Source organism: Acinetobacter sp. V102_4, from assembly GCF_031799005.1.
GTDB lineage: Bacteria > Pseudomonadota > Gammaproteobacteria > Pseudomonadales > Moraxellaceae > Acinetobacter > Acinetobacter calcoaceticus.
The window spans coordinates 20,595-38,197 of record NZ_JAVQNR010000030.1 but is presented as its reverse complement, the minus strand read 5'-3'; the positions used below and the strand labels follow the sequence as shown (position 1 = coordinate 38,197).

Sequence of the window (17,603 nt, the reverse complement as noted above, 5' to 3'; positions counted from 1 at the left end):
TCTGTAGGTCCATTTACTAAATCAGGCTATACGAATGGTGATTGGCACTATGTGCATGGTACTCCAGTTATGGCAACTATGTATGGCCTAGATGTTGTTGCTATGAACCGCTGGGGGAAAGTACCAGATCTAGTGTTGTCTGGGCCTAATGAAGGTCAAAATATTGGTAAAGTGGTTACTAATTCTGGCACGATTGGTAATGTGCAATTATCAGCAGGCCGAGGTATTCCATCGATTGCGTTAAGTGCCGATGCTAATACGACTGATAACGCTAATATAAATAATGCTAACTCCAAGATTGTAGCGCAACGTACAATTAGCTTGATTAATGAATTACAAACTAAAGCAAAAGGTAAACTATTACCTAATGGCATGTCCTTAAATGTTAATTTCCCAGCAACACTTACAACAAGTACGCCATTTGCTTTTGCTAAAATAGGTACTTATGACGAGTATACATTAAAGTTTGATGCAAAAACGAATAATATGGGCGCCACTATTACTACTGCAGCTCCAACTACTTCTCAAATGTCAGATGAAAGTGTTGTTGTCAAAAGTAAAATTTCTGTCACAGCCATGCAAGTTGCTTATGATCAACGCCCTGCAGCTCAAGAATGGTTAAAAATTCGTTTAAAAGATTTATTTAAATAAATAGGGGGAAGCTATGAGACAGTATTTAATTGTTGTACTTCTCAGCTTAGGATTAGTTGCATGTAATAGTAGCAATGAAGATCAAGAGCAAAAAGATACACCATCAAAAGTTGAGCTCGCTCCAAGTTTAGATATAGGGACTTATACTGTTAGTATTGAAACTGATCAAGAATTACCAATGACTGGTAAATATTATTCAGGTATTGATGGTAATAAGCTTCTGGTCTTTAATGATGAGCAGGACCGAGCATCCATTATTATAACATATGATGCTAAAAATCAGATGTGGTATACCAATCAAGCGGATAAAGTTACTACCATCAAGCATTTTGATCATGTTGAAGAAATTACCGGCCAAAAAGTAAATATCGCTTCATTGAGTGGTACTTATACATTATCATTGGCAAATGATGTGACTATTCCCCTTGAAATTAATTCTCAAGGACAGATGGCTTCGCAAGATGCGAATTGTATATTCACTGGAGTAATCACGGGAAACCTATTGGTAAATACTGCTAGCTATCATTTGCAGAACAACAAATGTGATGCAATGAAAAACAATACTAAAGGGTATTTGATTGTAGATGAAGACTATGGTCCAGCTAGTTTTAGATTAATATCGGATATGACAAACTCGCAAGATGCTTGGGCATTTTCTTCAAAATCTTGAATTGATTTAAAAATTTGTAAAAGCTTATTTTTTGTTTTTTATCTCTATCTTATTAATACGATTACAATGCTAAAAGGTGATTTACCTTTTAGCGGATTTCAAATCCAATCAATGTTCTGATATAAGCCCATGTCTTTTGGGGCTGAAGCCGACTTTTATCATAAGCAGAGTCACTGATTACACCATCTAGAATATTGATGAATAAGCGAGCTGAAATTGTAGGATTGTTCACGTTTAATTGTTCAAATCAAGACAATGTGAGTTGGAACAACCAGTCTTGATATTCATCTAATACGATAAAAATAGAAGGGTATAGCTCTCCGACATCCATGCGTGCTTTATGGAATGGGCATCCTCTGGTCTCATCTTGACTGATCCAGTTGATATACCACATATAGAGTTGATATAACTTTGCTAAAGGGTGTGTTTGACCAGAGATACTGTGTTCCACACCCATTTGAATATCGAGTTTTAATTCTTGTAAGCAGGCTAGTACTAATTCTTCCTTTGAGGGGAAATATTTATAAAAAGTCATTTTGGCGACATTAGATTCAGTCATAATCCGGTCAACACCGACAGGGATGTAACTCTCTTGTGTGAACAGCTTCATTGCTGTCGTTAAAATCATTTTTTGCTTTTTACTTGGTTTCTTCAAATCATTACAGCTCCTGAAGTACGTCGCATCAATTTATCACCTTGGATAGACAGTCCTGTATATTTTTTATAGAATATGATCAATTATGACTCAAATTTATAAAAAAGTGATGTTTAATAATATCTTCCAAATTCTAGAGGGTTTTGGTTTTCTCTCACAGCATCGTGTGATATATCTTCAGTTTTCAGATTCATCCCTGAATAGTCAAGTTTTTTTACAACGTATTGATGGGCAGCAACATCTTAATCAGGGTATGACAGCGGAGCTGATCTGTTTATCCACCCATGCCCACATTGCACTCAAGCAATTTATTGGTTTACAGGTTGCTGTTGATCAGGTGACAGATCAAGGACAACTATTTCGTACGACAGGTATTATTACAGCAGCCTCACAGGGACAAAGTGACGGTGCTTTAACTTTATATAAGCTCACAATCAATGACCCAAGCTATCTTTGGCATAAACGCAGAAACAGTCGTGTGTTTATGAATAAAAGTGTGAAAGAAATAACTGAAATTCTTTTTCAAGAATGGCAAGGGAAAAGCCCATTATTTGCTGCGAGTCTGACTTTAGATCTAAGCGGATTAGAACAGCAGTATGATATACGTCCATTCGTGATGCAGTTGAATGAAAGTGATTATGACTTTTTAACCCGTTTATGGCGAAGTGAAGGCATTAACTGGTTGATTGATGAAAAGGAGCTTACAGTAGCGAGCAATACAGATCATATTCAGCCACAAAAGTTGCGTCTGATTGATGACAATAACCAGTATCAGACACTGACAAGAAGAACGATTCGTTACCATCGTAGCAGTGCAACAGAACAATTTGATAGCATGACCAGCCTAATCGCTGGACGTCGTTTGCAACCCACTTCTGTTTTTGTGCAGCGTTGGCAGTCAGATGTATTACAACAAACAGATGGGGCTGGCAATGTACAAAGTAAACATCAACATAGTGCTAGCTATGACAACCACAGCTTAAGTCTGGAAGATGCCTGGCACTTTAGTCCGGCATGGATGCAGGATTTGAATGGGGAAGATGGTGCAACATCCGCAAGCGATCAACAACTGGATAAGTTCAATCAGAATCTAACGGCTTACCATGATGCCCAGTCCAAGCAGTTTATTGCAAAAACCACAGTTCGAGATACACACGTTGGTTATTGGTTTGAACTCAATGAACATCCTGAAATTGATCTGCATAGTGGGGCAGACAAAGAGTTTTTGATCATTGGGAAGCATTACTATAATCAGAACAACTTACCGAAAGATTTAAACCAGCAAATTCAGACCTTGCTTCAACAAAGCCATTGGTTCATCAACAGTCAGATTGATGATCATGAAGAACGGCAAGGCAATCAACTGATTTTACAGCGTCGTCATATCAAGACAGTCCCGGAATACCAAGCTCTACAAAACCGACCGAAAGCCTCACCGCAACGTGCCCGTGTAGTGGGGCCTGAAGGTGAAACTATCCATGTTGACCAGTGGGGGCGTATAAAGGTTCGTTTCCTGTTTACCCGAAGTGATGACCATCGTCATGATGGTGGAGCGGGAAGTAATGACAATGACACCGATTCAGCGTGGGTTGATGTATTGACCCCATGGGCTGGAGAGGGCTATGGTGCACGCTTCTTACCACGCGTGGGGGAAATCGTGGTGATTGATTTCTTTGACGGTAATGTTGATCGTCCATTTGTAGTCGGACGTATCCACGAAGCCGAACGTCACCCAACTCAGTTTGACCAGAAAGGCCAGTTACCCGACACAAAAAAGTTGAGTGGTATTCGCTCAGAAGAAATAGATGGAAAAGGCTTTAACCAGCTACGTTTTGATGATACGACTGGGCAAATCAGTGCCCAGCTACAAAGCAGCCATGCTGCCAGTCAGTTAAACTTGGGTAACTTAAGCTATCCAAAAGACAACGCGACAAGCGAAGGTCGTGGAGAAGGTTTTGAACTAAGGACTGATCAATGGGGGACAGTCAGAGCAGGCAGTGGTTTACTCATGACGACTCATCAACAGGACCAAGCCCAAGGGGTACACCTCGATACAAATGAAGCTAAGCAGCAAATAGAAGATAGTCTTAACAATGCTAAGGCACTCAGTGAAGTCGCTAAAAATCAGCAAACTGATCCATTGGAGGTGCTTGAGAACCTAAAAGCGTTCTTAGAGCAGATTGAGCAGCAGGATCAAGAGAAGGCCGCAGCATTTAAACAAGCCATTATGCTGTTAAGTGCACCTAATAGCATCGCTCTAGAGAGTCATGAAGATATTCACTTAAGTGCAGATGGTCAGTTAAGCCAAACTGCTGGTGATAGTATTAATCTAAGCACCCAAAAGAACCTGATTGCGCATGCCCAAAATAAAATCAGCCTTTTTTCGGCTCAAGAAGGGGCACGACTCTATGCGGGTCAGGGCAAGGTTGAGATACAGGCACAGGATGATAGCGCTGACTTTATTGCCCGTAAAGGTATCCAGATTATTTCTACAGAAGACCGAATTGAAATTACTGCGGCTAAAGAAATTGTCATCACTTCGGGTAGTTCCCAAATCAAGATCAATGGTTCAGGTATTTTCCCTGTTACAGGTGGCAAGTTTGAGGTGAAGGCTGGGCAGCATCTGTTTACTGCTGGAGCAAGTGTGAGCGCAGACAGTCCTCAGTTACCTAAAGCGAAGCCAATGCAAGGCGCTTTGCAATTGCTCAGAAGTTATGGTGGAGAAAACTTCTTCAAGCAAAATAGCTATAAGGTGATTGATTCATTAGGTAAACAAATTGCTGGAAAACTCGATGGAAATGGTTTTGCACAAGTAACAGGTATTGCACCGGGGCCTGCTAAAGTGGTTTTTGAGAAAGATGAGACCAGTGCATGGGTACAAAGTAGTGATTTTAATCGTCATTATACCTGGGCTGAGCTAGTTGTAAGCGCTCAAGGACTCATGAAAAATGCATTAGGAGCCGTGGGAGAAAATACGATATCTCAGTTGAAAGATCATCTTCTGTCAATGGATAAAAATAGTTTCAAAGACTTGGGTCAGAATACTTTAACTCATTTAGTTGACCAAACAGTAGGGCAGATTAAAAATCAAGTGGCCCATACCGCGCTTAACACAGTATCAAAACAACTTAATCTCACTCTATCAGCTGATCAAATGAAAAGTCTTGCTCAAGTGGCAATACATCCAAGCCAGTCTCTTGCCGTAATTAAAGAACAAGGCAAAGTTTTTTTGAGTGATCAAATGACAGCGAAATTAACTCAGACCACACCACTAGATTCTCCGATTCAGCCAGGTGTTATGGATACTTTTGTGCGGACAAAAAAATAGATTGGATGAATAGTGTAATCCAACGTAGATCAGCATTGTTGTCATTAAATGATTTAAAGGTTTTATATTGATGGTTAAAGAGAATACACAACAGAAAGAAATGAAAGAACAACCTACTGTTGAACTTGCTGTTTTTAATTTAAACAGCGTGACCGATGTAGCCGACTTGCAAATGATCGCTAGTCAGGTGCAGCTTTATTTACAAGTGTGTGGTAACACAACATTAGAACAGATCAAAGTTAAAGCCAATATAACAACAGTGGCTAATATTTTTGCATTGACGGGTAGTGTACTCGACCTCATGTTGTACGCAACGGATAGAAAAACTGGAGATATCGCTGTACAGCGTGGGGCCCTTCTTGCTGCAAATCTAATTGGTTTATTTTTAGAACCCAATAACGAAGCACATGCTCGCATGGCATTACGTCCAATGTTTGGTTTAATGGCAGAATGCTTATATCCGGAAAATGGAAAAATTAAAGAAACGGATATTAAGCGTTTAGGATTACACCTGAATGCCATGATTGCTGGAGATCTAGAGAACTTTTTAGAAGAAACTCAGGCGAAATTAAGCAGTTTACTGACCAGTGCTACAACACTGGGCAACAGCATCTTACAGAGCATGGCGACCCCTACAACAGGTATAAGTGTAGGAATAAGCACTGAAGCAGGTGCAAGTGCAGAGAAACGAGACCCAAAACTTAAATTTACTAACTGGGCCGTTCCACTGATTGATTTATTAGGGAAGCCCACCCAAGCAAATTTAACCCCTAAGATTGAACCGAATATTCAAAGTCGTTTACAACAAGAAGCCACTCAAGCTGTAACAACTTTAAGCCAAACCTTACAACAACAAGCAAATGCGGGCCAAAAATATACATTGGCATGGTTATTACAAGAAACATTAAAAGCGATACAAGCATTAGAAAATAAAGGTAATGCGAGTGTGCCTATTAACCAAACGGGTGAATATGAACAGCATACCAAAGGAGATACTTTAGAGTTTGTGAGTTTACAGGCAGATGCTTTAAATGCTCCACCATGTGAGGGGGATGATTCACAATCAGGAAAAAGTATTAGCTACTCAATTGGTGCTGAGCGGGTTCAACATGCAGATTTCTATTTACCAAAAATAGGTTTTTCTTTTATACGCCAATATAACTCACAAATGGATGAGTTTGAGCAGAGTATGATCGGTGCGCGCTGGATGATGCCATTTTCCAATATGATTCAACAGACTGCCCAAGGTTATTTATTTATCGATAGTAAGGGGCGTAAGCATCAATTGCCTGCATCTATTATATTTGAAGCTTATGAAGTTCCGTATGAAGGATGGATGATTCAGCCTCTTAAAAATGGAGATTTGCTTTTAAACTTTGGTGGGGAATGGACTTTTCAATTCCATCAGTTTTCAGTTGGAGGGCCTTATCAACTCATTCAACAATTTAATGAAAAAACACAAGAAAAGATCAATTTAAATTACCTTGTTTGGGATGAAGTTGCTTATCTGCAAAGTGTTGACTTTCAATTAGAGCATGCCGAACACCAATTAAAATTTGCTTTTAATGAGCAAGTTAAAATCATGGCGGTGTTTATAGATGATAAAGCTGAACCATTAGCGCGTTATGACTATGATACCCAAGGTAACTTGATTCAAGTTATTGACCAGAATGGTCATATAAGAGCCTATGAATATAACTCATTCCATCAACTAACACGCTATACAGACCGTACAGGGCGTGGACAAAATATCCGTTATGAATCCACTGATGCCAAAGCGAAAGCAATCGAAGAATGGGCAGATGATGGCAGTTTCCATACCAAACTAAAATGGCATCCGCGCTTACGTCAAGTGGCGGTTTACGATGCTTATGATGTTCCAACTTACTATTACTTTGACCTTAATGGATTCACATATCGAACTCGTTTAGCTGATGGACGTGAATCATGGTACAGCCGTGATGGGCAAAAGCGCATTACTCGTCAAATTGATTTTGAAGGGCGAGAGACGCAACAAGAATATAATGATCAAGATCAGCTTGTTAAAATTGTCCAGCCCAATGGCGGTGTGATTCGTTTTGCATATGATAAAAATAATATGCCAATCGAAATTAAAGATGCTGAAGGTAACATTTGGAAACGTGAATATAATACTCGAGGTCATGTCAGTAAAGAGATCAACCCATTAGGGCAGATGACGCAATATAAATACAATAATGATAATCAATTGGTTGAGGTCATTGATGCAAAAGGTGGTGTTAAGAAAATTCAATATAATGAATTGGGACAGATGACGTCATATACTGATTGCTCTGATAAAAGTAGTTACTGGGAATATGATAAAAGTGGAAAATTACTTTCTCAAAATAATGCCGATATGCAGAAAGTACAATTTATCTATAGCGGTAAAAACCAGGACCAGCTAGAAACAATTATTTATCCTGATGGGCTAAAAGAACACTTTGAACATGATGAAGAAGGACGCTTACTTCAACATACGGATACGAAAGGCTTGGTCACGCAGTATCAGTACAATCAAGTTGGCTTGTTAGCGCAGCGTATTGATGCCAATCGACATCGCATAGCCTATCAATGGGATAAACAAGGACGTATCCAAAAGCTGATCAATCAGAATCAGGCAGAATACGTGTTTGCATATAACTCGTATGGATATTTGGTACGTGAGCAAGCCTTTGATGGAGAGGAAAAGCACTATAATTACAATGAAAACGGCAGGTTACTTCAAATCCGTCAACCCAATATTCTGACCCAATTCGACTATTATGCAGATGGACAGATTGCATCAAAAAGCTTTACTCATTTACATACCGGGCAGAAACAAACAGAACAATTTGACTATAACCTCAATAGTCAACTGAGCCGAGCCCGTAATGATGTTAGCCAAATTGACTTCTATCGCAATGCGCTTGGACAATTGGTTAGAGAACATCAACATTATAAAATTTCAGGGCTTCAACCACTCACAGCAGTATTGCGCTATGAATATGATGAGCTTGGAAATTTAATTAAAACAATTCGACCTGATGGCCAAACATTAAATCATCTTGTTTATGGTTCAGGATACATTTATGCAATAGGTTTAAATCATCAAGAGATTGCTTCATTTCAACGTGATGATTTGCATCGAGAAACAACACGACGATTAGTCAATGGGCTCATTCAAAGCAAACAGTATAATGATGTAGGGTTGTTGAGTTCACAGTTCATTCAACCGGAGCAAGACACCCAAGACTATTTACAGTACCAAGCACATAGACATTATCACTACGATGAAAACTACTTGCTGAGTCAAGTTGAAGATAGCCGTTTGGGGAAAGTTAATTATCAATATGACTCCATTGGGCGTTTAATCGCAGCTCAAAGTGCAGCTAAAGCAGAGCGCTTTAGCTTTGACCCAGCGGGTAACTTGATTGACTCTGACTCGGGATTCAGTCCAAGCCAAATTAAGAATAACCTTATTCGAAGTTATAAAGGTAAACATTACCAATACGATGCTCAAGGTAATGTGATAGAGATGATTCAAGCGGGTAAAAACCTGAAACTGACTTGGGATAATCAAAACAGGCTCGTTCGAAGCGATAATAATGGTCTCGTTACAGAATATGGTTACGATGTATTTGGTCGCCGACTCTACAAAAAGACAGCCAATGCATTCACATTATTTGGTTGGGATGGCGATTTAATGATATGGGAATCACTCAAATCGGAACAGGCCAGTTATACCAAACATTATATTTATGAGCCTGATAGTTTTGTTCCATTACTACAAGCAGGTTATCAGGATTTCATTCAACTGATAGAGACTCCTGATTATCAGGAGTATCAAACAAAACCATATTCTATTTATAAAGACCCCGTTTGGAACCGTGATCTTCGTAAAAAGCGAACTGATTTAGAGCAAATTACATTTTACCATTGTGATCAGGTGGGAATGCCACAAAGCATGACGGATGCCCGAGGAGAATGTGTCTGGGAAATTCTACAAGATACGTGGGGAACGGCATTAGAAATTAAAAAATTAAATCAAGATAACCCATTCGAAGAAAATAATTTACGCTTTCAAGGGCAATATTACGATCAAGAAACAGGGCTGCATTATAACCGCTATCGTTATTATGAACCTTATAGTGCAAGATATATCAGTAAAGATCCGATTGGGTTAGAGGGAGGTATGAATACTTCTACTTATGTAAGTGACCCAAATCAATGGGTTGATCCAATGGGGCTAGATTGGGCAAATGCATTTCCTCCTGGACTAATGGAATATGGGAGGGCCAAAGTGTCTGAACATAACTGGAGAATGCAGAATGACACCGCTTATCGAAATCAGGTAATGATACCACCAGCGCCAGTAAAAGCCGCGACACATGTTCCTTATACAACAATGTCAAATGTAAATTTAGGAGTAACAGCTATTGCTGGAGCGTCAGTTGGTATTGGTGGAGGACATACACAAGATCAATATGGAAAAATTATGCAATGTATAGCAATAACAGTTTGTGGTAGTGCAGGAGCTGAGGCAAGTGCTTATGGTAGTGGTGGGCAGAGCTATACAAATACAAATACTTCATCTGGTTTTTCTACTGGTGGTTCCGTTTGTGGTAGTGCTAAAGGTGCTGCACTAATTGGAGGAGGCGCGCAAGCTTGCCAGAATACAGATGGCTCTCAAACATATTCAGGTAATGTGATAGTTGGAGCAGGTGCAGGAGCTACTGGTTCAATTTGTACTGCTGTTAATTATTGTAGGTAGATTTTTATGAAAAAATTTTTAATATTTTTAGCCGTTAGCGGATTACTATCTTGTACAAATTTCGATAGAAATGACAAAAATCTTACTTTAGAAGAAGAGTGCAAGCAAGCTGGGAGTATTAGTAAGCAATGTGAGATATTCGATCTTAAAGAATTAACTTTGGATGAAAAAGAAAATTTAATGGGTTGGGTATACCTTAATGGCGCTGAAAAAGTTCAACCTAATTTTGATAAAGCTTATTATTGGTTTGAAAAATCAGCAAAATCTAATAATAATGAAGCATTAAATTCTTTAGGAATGATTTTTTATGCAGGAATGGGTAGAGAAAGAGATTTTGAAAAGGCTGAGGAATACTATTTAAAAGCGAATAAATTAGGAAATAAAGACGCTAAAGTAAATTTGGCGGAGTTATATAGGAGCAAAGATTTTAGTCAATTACCAGATTATGAAAAGGCAGAAAGTTGGTACTTATTAGGTACTCAAGATAACCCTTCACGAGCATATGATGGGTTGTCGAAAATGTACTTAGATCAGGAAAATTACGAAAAAGCATTTGAGTTTTCGAAAAAATCTGCTGAATTAGGTAATCCAGAAGCACAATATAATTTAGGGGTTTTTTTTGAGAAAGGTATTTATGTAAAAAAAGATAAAAAACAAGCTGAATACTGGTATGAAAAATCGGCTAAACAGGGTCATTTGAATGCGATTAATAATTTAAATGTTATTAGACAAGAATAAATGAAAAGCTTTGTTGTTATAGTGAATTTGATAGGTATTTTTCAACTCGACTCCCTACTTTTAATTTATAGACAGTTTCTTGCTCGGCTTTTGTTCTCAAAATCGAAACTCCTGAACATGAGGTAGAATGTACCAAAATGTCAGCAGAAGAGAAGTCTCAATTTTCACAAATTAAAGGTAACTAAAAATGAATGTAGTAGAAGGTATAAGTGAATTATTAAATATTCAAAATCCTGCAAATGGTCAAACTGTGTATGTGAAATCATACTATTCAGGACAAAACCGTGGTGGTGGTCACTTTATTTATGATTCAGAAAAAGCTCAACAGAATGATGAAATTGTAATTATTAATGGTTGGGTTCGGCAGCTTAATGATTACATTGATTTTAGTATGCTCTCGATTGAGAATGAGGGTAATGTGCCTGTTGATGACAAGATCATTAAAGCTTTTGAAGCATCTAAAAACTATAGGAAACCCTTAAGGAATTTCAGTGGAACATATTATTTAGATGGGGCTGAATCAATCACAATAGGTTTTGATTACGATTTGACTGGAACGGTCTTTAAGCTTGGTCCTAATTTTTCTGGTGGATTTGTAGTTGATCGTGGAGCTAAGATAACCATCTATGACAGCACAAGTGAAATTGTAACACTCTTAAAAACACAAGGAATTTTGTCAGCAAATGCGACCTATATTCCTGTATTGGAGAGTGATACAACCCTTAATGACAGTTTTATAACAATATATGCTTCGACTCCAATGTACTTATATCGTGGCGATACAATGACACGATTTGAGTTAAATCGCGTATATAAGAAAGGGCAAATGGCATCAACCTTTTTTTACGATTTTGATATGTCTGCCATAACTCAAGTTAAATCTCAAAAAGTTGCTGATACTGAGTTTATTGGTAAAGGATTATCAATTGATGAAACTTTAGTTTCTAGTAGTTTGACTATTGTTAGAGTTAAAAATGGGAACCGTTATCGACTTTCAGGTTTTCGTTTTCATGATGATAGTTCTTTGGCAACGAATATAAAATCTAAAATAGGAATTGAAACGACTTGTCACGATATCGAAATTGATGGTCTTGATACATCCAGCGTATTTATTAATAGTAATAATGATTCAAATTATACAGTTTGGGCAGGTGAAAACTTTCAGATGAAGTTAAGTAACATTTGCTCAGATGGCTATGGTTGGGGAGCTATAGGTTTTAATAACTGTAAGCGTGTGACTTTTGAGAACAGCCAGCTTAATCGAATTGATTTCCATAAGCCATGTCATGATTATTTAAAAATTAAAGACTGCACAATTGGAAACTGGGGAATTTTGGTAACGATGATAGGGGATCTTATTATTGAGAATCCTCATTTCTTATTGCGAAAAGCCTATCAAAATGACGGTATCTTACGTAGTCGTGATGATACTGGCGGCTGGTGTAATGGTAACTTGATTATTACCAATCCAATTATTGAAGGTGAGTTAAATGCTGAAATTGCATTTGCTCGCTGTCAACGGAATGCTCTCAATACTATTCCAGCAGGAAGTCCAATTCGTCATGAGTTCTTTGAGACTTTTGTGATCAATGGCGGAATTGTTAAATCCAATGTATTAATGGCACTTTTTGATTCGAATCAATCTCCAGCTAGCTCAAGTATTAAGCTACCTCGATATATCAAAATAGATAACCTGAAGTTTAACTATAATGATTTTTTAAGTATCTATTTAGATAGGTTCGCAAAGCGAAACGAAGGTGTGATTCTTGAAATTATTGATACACCAGTGGGTACGCTGAATATTCTAGATAATGCAGGTGTAGGGACAAAAGTTTATGCCAACATTGAAAAGTTACGCGGATTTGATAACTCACCTGCAACTCTAATTAATAAAGCAGATGGGGTATTTAACATCACTAACTCCAAGCTTGCTAAATATAGAGAATATTCAGGGGGATTTAGCTTGTTCTCTCCAATTGTGAATTTTAGTGGAGGTGAATTAGAAAACACGAATGATTCTGTTTATTTTGATGCGCAAAGTACAGCAAAAGATCGAATTTTAGTGCGTGATATGAAATTTACATATGCTGATGCTAATGCTTTCCGAAATGATTTACATTTTATAAGCACATCCAATTGTAGGTTCAATGGGAAAAAATATTTTGATTTTTATGTTGGCAATGGTACATCGAATACAGCTAACTTTTCATTGCAGGCATTTGGTGATTTAGGGTTAATTGTTAAATCAGGAGTAACTGGAGCCTTGAAAACCGATAATGTAATTATTGATATCTCTCAGAGTGGAATAGCAGCCTTACCAACCTCAGGTAGTTCAGTTTCCGTAAGCATTTCTGGAACAACAGCAACTATTACAGTGAATGCAACAAATCTTCAATATATTGGAATGATTTCAAACTAAATTGCAAAAAAACTACTAAGCCCTTAGCTTAATAGCTATGGGCTTTTTTTATTGTAAAGCACGCACGAACGATCAAACAACTCGCATAGCAGAAATGGTAGTAAATACAATCAATTTAAAAATTTCCATACGGTTGACATGGGCTGATATAAAAATTAACAACTGTAGAGGACTCATAAATGGCGACTCAATATACATTCTTATAGTTATATTTAGTGTATGAAAAGTTTCAAATTAGAACTATTTCAATCACTTTTCTCTAAGTACTTCTGAATCTTAATTCCAAATAGGTGAGAAAATGGCAACAGTAAATGCAATCGATGTAATTGATGGTTTAGAAAACCAAGAACAAATTAACGATAAAACTATTCAAGTGGTTAATACACTTAATGATCTTATTAGTGTGGTCACGAGAAGAAATGGTCAGATTGTTCGAGTTTTATCCTACCATCCCCCAATGTCTGGATTAATAAATCCTAGGACTGGTGGCGGTTTATTTGTATGGAACGGAACAGAAAGTAAAAGTAAGCATGACGGTGGATACACTATTGATCCATTAATAACTTTACCAGCTTTTGCTAATTTTAATACTTATTACAACCCTGCCAATACAGGAAATGGTTGTTGGGTTCGCATTGACGGTAGTTCTGAAATTGATGCCGAGAATTATGGCTTGAGTCAAGATTCAACATTTGTATGGTCTTGTGCAACAGTGAATCAGGCATTGTATTATGCAGCGTCATTCAATTTGCCTCGCACTGTTAAAATTGGGATAGGTACTTTTAGAACGACTAATCCTATTATCATTTCTAAAATCCATGCTGCACAAGGAACCTCTGTCTACTATCGAGTACCAAAATTAATAGGTGCAGGACGTGGAGCAACTGAATTCATCAAAACTACGACTAATCATGTGGGTAGTGGTTATCTTACGGATAATATTGATGCAGTTATTTTTGCATGCCCTAAAGATGGTGATTTATACGGTATGTATGATCGTGTTGAAGGTATTTCTGTTTATCGATATGGTTCAGTTGCTGGAACAGGTTATGGCTTCTATTTACGAGCAAATATTTATGGAAGTCGAAATGACCTACGGGCAGTTGGGTGTGATAAAGGGTATTTCCAAACTGATTGCTGGATGTCCCAAGTTAACAATATTTTGACGGATAATACTGTCTCACTTGGTATTGGGATTATATCCGGTACATCAGTAACGGGACGTAATCTTTATGTTACGAACTCTCAGGGTGTCGGTATTGATCTTTCAGCACTCACTTATTCAGATTTATCTGTACATGCTGATGGCTGTGGTACAGGCTCACCAGATGGTGCTAATGCTATTCAAGGTTCCTTGACTCATTCAACACGTTTATTGGCATCTGTTGAGAATCACAAAGGAACGGAATTTTACTTTACAAATAGCCGTGGTGTTGTGATTACTGGACGCAGTTATAATACAGCTGATATTTCAACTACAGTGCCAAAAATCAAAATCGACTATGAATCAAATATTAAATTCGTTGGTTTTGATTGGGAAAAAACATTCAGTAATAGAACACAAGCTGAGGCTGAAAAGTATACGTTCTTATCTCGAATCAGCTCGCCAAATGTAAGCTTTGAAAATTGTACATTCAACGATTACTTCAAGGACTTTCCATATAAATTATCCGATTCACGATTATTGTCTGAATATACATCTACAGGATATCGTGAGGTAGACCGTACAATTTATTCTAAGGTTGTTTTTACTGGTACAACTTATAAAAAATCTGCTTATGTAGGGGATTGTGGCCGATTCTTTATTGAAAAAGCAATTTGCACAAACCCAGCTTATGACCGTTACTTTGAGTCAGCTGTTGCTGGTTATAAAAAGTCATCTGTATCAACAAATGCTAATTCACCTACACAATTGTCTACTGCTTATTATGCGGAAGGCGTGCTCAATACAATTAATATATGGGGATATATCGATACCAATGGTTGGCTCTGGCTTCGAAATGATGTAACGGGCGGTAATAACTTAGAGTATCAATTTATCATTCGTAAATGACCTGGAGCGATATATCGATCTGTTTTTTAATATTTTTAGATATATAAAATTACAAAAAGTAATAATATTAATGAAATGTCTTATTTGTAAAAAATTAGGAAGCCCTTTGCTTGAAGTATTGGGCTTTTTTATTGCTTATAATCTGGAGGGAAAGTTTTGCAAACATTTCAATTGGAATAATCAAAATGTGGTACTCGAATAAATAACTTTGTCTCTATTAATAAAGGTAACTAAAAATGGAAGTATATGAAAGTATTAGTGAATTATTGAATATTCAAAATCCTGAAAATGGTCAAACCGTATATGTGAAGTCCTATTATCTTGGTAAAGGAAAAGGAGGTGGGAATTTCAGTTTTGACTTAACAAAATCAGTAATAAATGATGGTGGTTTAGTCCTTAAAGGTTGGGTTCGTCAAAATATTGTAGTGCCAGATGTGTATATGTTTGGTGCCTATGGGAATTGGAACGCTACAAATCAAATAGGTAATGACGATACGGTTTCTTTTCAAAAATGTATTGATTACATCATGTCGAATGAAAACACCATGCGACAAGGTGGTAAGCGATTTATGTATATCCCAAGTGGAAATTTTAGATTATCAAGCTTAACAATATTGGCCCCTAATAGTGGCTTTGGATTTGAAATGTACGGGGATGGCTCTTCGACTAATCTATGGTTTGATCCCACCGGAAATGGAATTGAAGTTCTATCTGAATATACCAGATATCGTTCAATAAGATTTAATGGTTCACTAAAAGCTGTCTATCCTGATTCAGATAATCCAGCAATACCATATATATTTCGCTTTAAACTCTTGTATAAATATTTAGATATTGATGCAGTTTTTGATGATTGTGATGTGTCTTGGTACAACTCATTTGCTCGTGTTTCAGGTCGAGGTTTTACTTTTAGAAATGGCGGAGCTGGAATGGGTGGAGCAAATGGCTTTCTTGAAATTGCTTGTGATTCTGATTTAATTGTTGCCGGTGATACCCCAGCTATGCACTCTCTAGAGAGTGGGATGCGGCATTTTAAAATTCACAATAACCGTTTTGATGTTACTTCACTTCTTGTAAAAATAACAGGAACACATGCTATCAAAGACTATATCAATGGGTTATCGATTTCTCATAATGAGATAACTATTGCGGGTCGGCTTGTTTATTCTGATGATTGTACATTAATTAAGCCAACCTTCTCTAATAACATTGCTATTGCTAGTTTTAAATCAAGCTCATACGAAGGTGTTGTATCAGTACCTAGAGCTATTGATGTTAAGGATCTCAATAACACATGGACAAATTTTATTAATAAAAACAATATTGCAAATTCACGTGATAAAGGGATTTCATTTGTTCATAGATATACGGACGTAGATGGTCTTTTGATTATGGGTACAACTGCAAAAGATCTAGTTTTTGGTGTGGTTAAAACAACTGGAATTGCTAAGAATATAAAGGTTTTAAATAATATATTTGATGGTTTTGGTGATCTACAGAATAATGCTTGTGTACTCCAAGCAACACTCCAACCAGAAAATCTAAAAATCATAAATAACACATTTAGTTCAAAATCATCATATTCCAAAAAGTGGATTGATGGACCTGTTTCTGTTAATAGCACTATTATTATTCGTGATAATACGACTGATAATAATTTTCCAGATGAAAGACTTTCGTATACTCCCAATATATTAGTTAATGGTGCTATAAATCCGGATCTAACTATTGCAGATTCTGTTGGCTATTATAGTGTCGAAGGCAAATATATTACTGTTGAATTCTCAATTTTACTTAGTTCAGCTCTTACAAGCGGAAAGCTATCAATTACATTACCTGTTCCTGGTGTTCCAGAACGTACAGTAATCTCGAACTATATTTCAGGCCATGGTCTAATTACTCAGTCAACTGGCTTCAATATTTCCAATAATATTGTGATTAATGTGACTGCTAATATTGAACAAAGAGCGAATCTTTTGGTATTAAATACACCTCTAGATTTTTCTGCTAAGTTAGCATCAAACATACTTTTAATTGGATTGTTTAAATATAAATTTAAAGTGTAATTAATATTAACAAAAGCGCCTAAATGGGTGCTTTTGTTTAATGGTCGTAGCTAAAGAGGTATTATGATATAAGTTTTAATTATTAATAATAATTTTATTTTTTATAAATGAAAAATTAGATTTTATCAATAAAGGTAAACGAAATGGAAGTATATGAAAGTATTAGTGCATGAGGGACTCGGTATTTGGCTGTGTGTAAGGTAGCTAGAAGAAGGTAGATTCCAATGGCCTAAAGCTGGAACAATGACTAAC

9 protein-coding genes and 1 pseudogene are annotated in these 17,603 nt (G+C 37.1%); 8 read left to right on the top strand and 2 right to left on the bottom strand.

Annotated elements, in window-relative coordinates; genetic code table 11:
- Nucleotides 1–651: pseudogene (locus RMB13_RS02045) on the top strand (5'/3'-nucleotidase SurE); the annotation flags it as partial.
- Nucleotides 652–664: 13 nt separating this feature from the next.
- On the top strand, nt 665–1,321 hold the full coding sequence (locus RMB13_RS02040; protein WP_311084272.1) for a hypothetical protein: 657 nt from the start codon (nt 665–667) through the stop codon (nt 1,319–1,321).
- Nucleotides 1,322–1,409: 88 nt separating this feature from the next.
- Here the strand turns inward: RMB13_RS02040 and RMB13_RS02035 are convergent, their stop codons facing one another.
- Nucleotides 1,410–1,553: a hypothetical protein gene (locus tag RMB13_RS02035; protein ID WP_311084271.1), complete on the bottom strand. Its 144-nt coding sequence runs from the start codon at nt 1,551–1,553 to the stop codon at nt 1,410–1,412.
- A 15-nt stretch (nt 1,554–1,568) separates the two neighbouring features.
- Nucleotides 1,569–1,976 (bottom strand): TetR/AcrR family transcriptional regulator, encoded by a 408-nt coding sequence (locus RMB13_RS02030; RefSeq protein ID WP_311084270.1) that lies wholly within the window; start codon nt 1,974–1,976, stop codon nt 1,569–1,571.
- A 109-nt stretch (nt 1,977–2,085) separates the two neighbouring features.
- Between RMB13_RS02030 and RMB13_RS02025 the strand changes: the two genes are divergently transcribed.
- From RMB13_RS02025 to RMB13_RS02000, 6 genes are all read left to right on the top strand, one after another.
- Entirely contained in the window at nt 2,086–5,304 is a 3,219-nt protein-coding gene (locus RMB13_RS02025; RefSeq protein WP_311084294.1) for a type VI secretion system Vgr family protein, read from the top strand.
- Nucleotides 5,305–5,374: 70 nt separating this feature from the next.
- Complete coding sequence (locus RMB13_RS02020) at nt 5,375–10,075, top strand: RHS repeat-associated core domain-containing protein (protein ID WP_311084269.1); 4,701 nt, start codon at nt 5,375–5,377, stop codon at nt 10,073–10,075.
- Nucleotides 10,076–10,081: 6 nt separating this feature from the next.
- The gene (locus tag RMB13_RS02015) at nt 10,082–10,813 is read left to right on the top strand and encodes a tetratricopeptide repeat protein (protein WP_311084268.1); all 732 of its coding nucleotides are present in this window, start codon (nt 10,082–10,084) and stop codon (nt 10,811–10,813) included.
- Between the two features lie 187 nt (nt 10,814–11,000).
- Nucleotides 11,001–13,232, top strand: coding sequence for a hypothetical protein (locus RMB13_RS02010; RefSeq protein WP_311084267.1), 2,232 nt, complete (start codon nt 11,001–11,003; stop codon nt 13,230–13,232).
- 298 nt (nt 13,233–13,530) lie between these two features.
- Entirely contained in the window at nt 13,531–15,285 is a 1,755-nt protein-coding gene (locus RMB13_RS02005) for a hypothetical protein (RefSeq protein ID WP_311084266.1), read from the top strand.
- Between the two features lie 236 nt (nt 15,286–15,521).
- Nucleotides 15,522–17,351 (top strand): hypothetical protein, encoded by a 1,830-nt coding sequence (locus tag RMB13_RS02000; protein WP_311084265.1) that lies wholly within the window; start codon nt 15,522–15,524, stop codon nt 17,349–17,351.
- Nucleotides 17,352–17,603: the final 252 nt, after the last annotated feature.

Bases quoted from the DNA above. Each gene is read 5' to 3' on its own strand.
- RMB13_RS02005 (WP_311084266.1), top strand. From the start codon at position 13,531: ATGGCAACAGTAAATGCAATCGATGTAATTGATGGTTTAGAAAACCAA.
- RMB13_RS02025 (WP_311084294.1), top strand. From the start codon at position 2,086: ATGTTTAATAATATCTTCCAAATTCTAGAGGGTTTTGGTTTTCTCTCA.
- RMB13_RS02010 (WP_311084267.1), top strand. From the start codon at position 11,001: ATGAATGTAGTAGAAGGTATAAGTGAATTATTAAATATTCAAAATCCT.
- RMB13_RS02000 (WP_311084265.1), top strand. From the start codon at position 15,522: ATGGAAGTATATGAAAGTATTAGTGAATTATTGAATATTCAAAATCCT.
- RMB13_RS02015 (WP_311084268.1), top strand. From the start codon at position 10,082: ATGAAAAAATTTTTAATATTTTTAGCCGTTAGCGGATTACTATCTTGT.
- RMB13_RS02040 (WP_311084272.1), top strand. From the start codon at position 665: ATGAGACAGTATTTAATTGTTGTACTTCTCAGCTTAGGATTAGTTGCA.
- RMB13_RS02020 (WP_311084269.1), top strand. From the start codon at position 5,375: ATGGTTAAAGAGAATACACAACAGAAAGAAATGAAAGAACAACCTACT.